Source organism: Streptomyces sp. NPDC006283, assembly GCF_040613325.1.
Taxonomy (GTDB): Bacteria; Actinomycetota; Actinomycetes; order Streptomycetales; family Streptomycetaceae; genus Streptomyces.
Map to the genome: position 1 here is coordinate 1 of NZ_JBEXRZ010000365.1, position 3,834 is coordinate 3,834.

2 protein-coding genes and 3 pseudogenes are annotated in these 3,834 nt (G+C 64.3%); 2 read left to right on the top strand and 3 right to left on the bottom strand.

The window, feature by feature from the left end:
- Positions 1-741: 741 nt before the first annotated feature.
- Positions 742-868, top strand: a pseudogene (locus ABZ070_RS35930) (IS5/IS1182 family transposase); the annotation flags it as partial.
- On the opposite strand, the pseudogene ABZ070_RS35935 reads toward ABZ070_RS35930, so the two are convergent.
- Both ABZ070_RS35935 and ABZ070_RS35940 read right to left on the bottom strand, forming a co-directional pair.
- A pseudogene (locus ABZ070_RS35935) lies at positions 867-968 on the bottom strand (IS5/IS1182 family transposase); the annotation flags it as partial. The pseudogenes ABZ070_RS35930 and ABZ070_RS35935 overlap by 2 nt on opposite strands.
- A gap of 191 nt (positions 969-1,159) precedes the next feature.
- Positions 1,160-2,371, bottom strand: a complete 1,212-nt coding sequence (locus ABZ070_RS35940) for a saccharopine dehydrogenase C-terminal domain-containing protein (RefSeq protein ID WP_356640251.1) — start codon at positions 2,369-2,371, stop codon at positions 1,160-1,162.
- Positions 2,372-2,495: 124 nt separating this feature from the next.
- On the opposite strand from ABZ070_RS35940, the gene ABZ070_RS35945 reads away from it, so the two are divergent.
- Complete coding sequence (locus tag ABZ070_RS35945; RefSeq protein WP_356640249.1) at positions 2,496-3,197, top strand: TetR/AcrR family transcriptional regulator; 702 nt, start codon at positions 2,496-2,498, stop codon at positions 3,195-3,197.
- A 313-nt stretch (positions 3,198-3,510) separates the two neighbouring features.
- On the opposite strand, the pseudogene ABZ070_RS35950 reads toward ABZ070_RS35945, so the two are convergent.
- Positions 3,511-3,738, bottom strand: a pseudogene (locus ABZ070_RS35950) (IS5/IS1182 family transposase); the annotation flags it as partial.
- Positions 3,739-3,834 lie beyond the last annotated feature (96 nt).

Consider the following 3,834-nt stretch of genomic DNA (forward strand, 5'->3'; position numbering starts at 1 on the left):
CCCACCCCCCGGCACCGGCATTCGACTCAGCTTCCGCCTCTGCCCCGGCAGTACCGGAGGAGTAGGCCGGTGCCGGCGCTTCGCCAGCTATGGCGGAGGCAGCGGGAGCAAGAGCGGCGCCACCGGTAATAAGTGTGATAGTAGCGGCGCGTGCAAGACCGACGCGGCGTGTGATGCGCATTCAAGTTCCTCTCGGAAAACTGTGCAAGTGGTTGTGCGTGCGAAATTCACCCGTAAGTCCCCGGCACATGCCCCGCCTGAGGCTTTGGGGCATCCCACTGGCGAGCCAGCAGAATCTGTATCACTGGCCCCAGGCTCAGCCCAAAATTGAATACTCATGCACAGCAAGGCAACTGTTCCACCAGAGGTTCGAAGTTCCCCAATTTTCATGCAATTTGACAGACAGCCAGGAACCCCGGGTGATTCGCCCTATGACGGAAGTCACTGCTACTCGGACCACGGGTCACCGGCCGTCCACGATCGTGACTAGCTTGATTTTTAACCTCGGGTGTGGAACGGCTTCTCGTACTTGATCACCTGGCAGCGGTAACTGTTCCGTATGCAGGGGCCTTCGTCTGAGCATGTGATCCGACCAAGGATGCTGCGTCCTCTACAGCGACTCTCATGCCGCGGAGTCTTTTCCAACCTAACCGGTGAGGTGGGTAGTTGGGTGGAGGGACGGTGGCTGGACGTGAAGAAGCGGCTGCTAGACGGGTTCACGACCAAGATCACCCGTGCCGAACCAGGAGCTTCCAGACGCGTACGCCCCTGGCCGAACGGGGGGTGCGCGGTCCCCGACAGTCCTCCAGCCTGCGTGTTCGGACTGGCGGATGTGTTTGCCCACGCTCAGGCCGAGGGCATCGAGCTGCCCGCTTCCTGACACCGCCTCGCGCAGCATGACAGCGCCCCTGCCACGGCACGGCCAACTCCTCGACCAAGCAGGCGAGATGATGCCAGGGGAGTCCCATGAACAGCCGATGCGCCAACACTGCCCGATTGACCGTGATCGCCACACCCGGATCATGCCACCTGCCTGGCACGACACCTCACCCGCTATCACGCACCAGCTCGTAAGCCGGATTTGATCCTCAGCTTGGGCAGAGTATGGGAGGGCTTGATCCGCCCTTTGCCGGACCGGGACCTTGCGGCGTCGGCGGTCTCACCCGTCGCGCATGCCCCAGGGGGAGCCGTATGCGGTCAGCAGGTCCAGGAACGGGCGGGGGGCGAAGGCTTCGGGGCCGAGGATGCCGGTGCCGGTCCAGGTGCCGTTCGCCAGCAGTTCCAGGGCGACGACCGGGTTAATGGCTGTCTGCCAGACCACAGCCTGCGAGCCGTACTCGTGCATCGACCATTGGTTTTCGACGACGTGGTACAGGTACACCTCGCGCGCATGGCCGTCCTTGGTGCCCTTCACCCAGGTGCCAGCACAAGTCTTGCCGTGTACCCGGTCGCCGAGCGTGGCCGGGTCGGGCAGGCAGGCCGCGACGACGTCACGCGGGGAGACCTCGGCGCCGCCGGGCAGGGTTACTGTCTCTGTGCGGTCCAGGCCCAGCTTGTGCAGGGTCTTGAGGGTCTCGATGAACTCATCGCCCAGTCCATACTTGAACGTAACCCGCTTGGCGTCCACCCAGCGCGGGATCAGCAGGACTTCCTCGTGTTCGACGTTGACACACTCGACCGGGCCAATGCCCTCGGGAAAGTCGAAGACCTCCGCTTCGCTGAACGGCGCCGTGGTGTACCAGCCGCGGTCTTTCTCCCAGATCACCGGCGGATTCAGGCATTCCTCGATCGTCGTCCAGATCGAGAAGAACGGCGCGAAATCGTAACCGTCGACCGTCAGATTTGCGCCGTCACGCACCCCGATCTCCTCAATCTCGTCGAAGAGCTCCTCGGCGGCGTAACGGGCGAAGACGTCTGAGAGGCCGGGCTCCACACCGACCCCGACGAGCGCCAACTGGCCGGCCTTCTCCCACTCGGCGGCGCGGTCGAACTGCCTGTCGCCGAGCTTGATCCCGCACTCCTCGTACGGGCGCTCCGGATGGGGGGAGGACAGCGACATCGCCATGTCCAGGTAATGCGCCCCTGCCGCCAGCGCCGCCTCGAACAGGGGCATCACGTACCGCGGATCCGTGGCATTCAGCAGGACATCGCATTGCCCCTGCTCAAGCAGGGCGACGACCGCAGTTTGGTCGGAGGCGTCGATACGCGCCGCGCTGAACCGCTTCTCGCCCTCGCCCAATGCGGCGACGGCCGTTTCGGCGCGGGAGACGTCGTAGTCGGCGATGACCATGTGATCGAAGAAGGATCTGCGGGCGGCGATCTTGGTGATCGCGGTGCCCACGCCGCCCGCGCCCACAAGCAGTACTCGCATGATGAAAGTGTCCTTCCCCGTGGAGGCGAGGCTGAAGCCCCCGGATGCGCAATAAACGGGCCGGCCGCCCCAAATATCGTCAACCGCGTTGATATAAGCTTTAGGGACGGAGGAGGTAGTCGTCATGGCGAAGAAAGTGGTGCCGGAGACGGACCGGCGACGCAGGAGACCCACCAAACAGGGCGTCGTCCTCACAGAGAAGCTAATCGTGGAGACCGCCCTGCGCATGCTGCACCAGCACGGCCGGGAAGGGCTGACCGTGCGGCGCCTGGGCATGGCGCTCGGCGCCGACCCCAGCACGCTGTACCGCTACTTCCGCGGCACCGACGACCTGACGCTGGCCATCGCCGACGAACTGATCGGACGCGCCATGCGCGGCTGGCGGGCCACCGGCGACTGGCGCACCGACTTGCGCGAGCTCGGTCTGCGCATCCACACCGCCTATCTCAACCACCCGGAAGCGGCTGTCCTCACCGCCAACCGGGTCAGCGGCAGGGCCAACGAGATCACCAGCGACGAGATGATCCTCGGCATCCTGCGCTCCACCGGCCTACCTGATCCCGACGTAGTACGTATCTACCAGGCGTTCATCGACCAGACCCTCGCCTTCGCCGCCCTCGACGCCGCCAGCCTTGCTCTGCCGGAAGCGGCCCGTGCAGCCGACGAGGAAGTCTGGCGCGCCACCTACGCCCGGCTCCCCCGCGAGACACACCCGAACATCTCAGCCACAGCTCCACTACTAATCGAACGAATGAACGATAGCGCCTACCCGACCGCTCTGGAGATGCTGCTCGACAGTGCAGCTGCGACGCTAAAAGCCGCCTGATTACTGAGGTTTTCGGGTTGTCGTCGACGGGTCATGATCCCTGCGGCATGCCGCTGGTATGCGTTGTCCGGAGGGTGCCGTTGAGCGTCGGGCTTTTCGGAAGAAGATCCGGCTGCAGACCGGGGCCCGGTTCGCGGAGAACGATGGCCAACACCGCGTTCGAAACGCCTGGCGACCTCAACCGCACACTCCGCCGAGAGTTACGCAAAATCCAGAACAGGGCCCACCTCGTGACGGCTGCCTTACGGCGACCAGGCTGTCCCTGCATACACCGACCCCACCCAAACCTCAGTAAGTGCCTGACTGACCGCCTTCATCCTCCATAGTCGCAGGTCAGGAGGGTGTGGATGGCTTGGACGGTGCGGCTGATGGGTTGGTCGAGCAGCGGGCTCAGAGGATGCGCCATTGCTTGAGCTTGGTGAAGGCTCCCTCGCCAGGGGGCTCGGAATCGGGCGTGGTCGCGGTTGTACTGCTGGTAGTGGGCGGGGTGTTCGCGGTGGTGGTAATAGGGGATGCGGACGGTGGCGCCGGCGCCCTGGTAACGACCTCGTGGGTGATTAGCGTGAGGTCGTGCTGGGGTAGCGGCTGGTGTTGTGATCACGTCTGTGCGGCGGGCAGTGCGAGTGTTTTGTTGTGT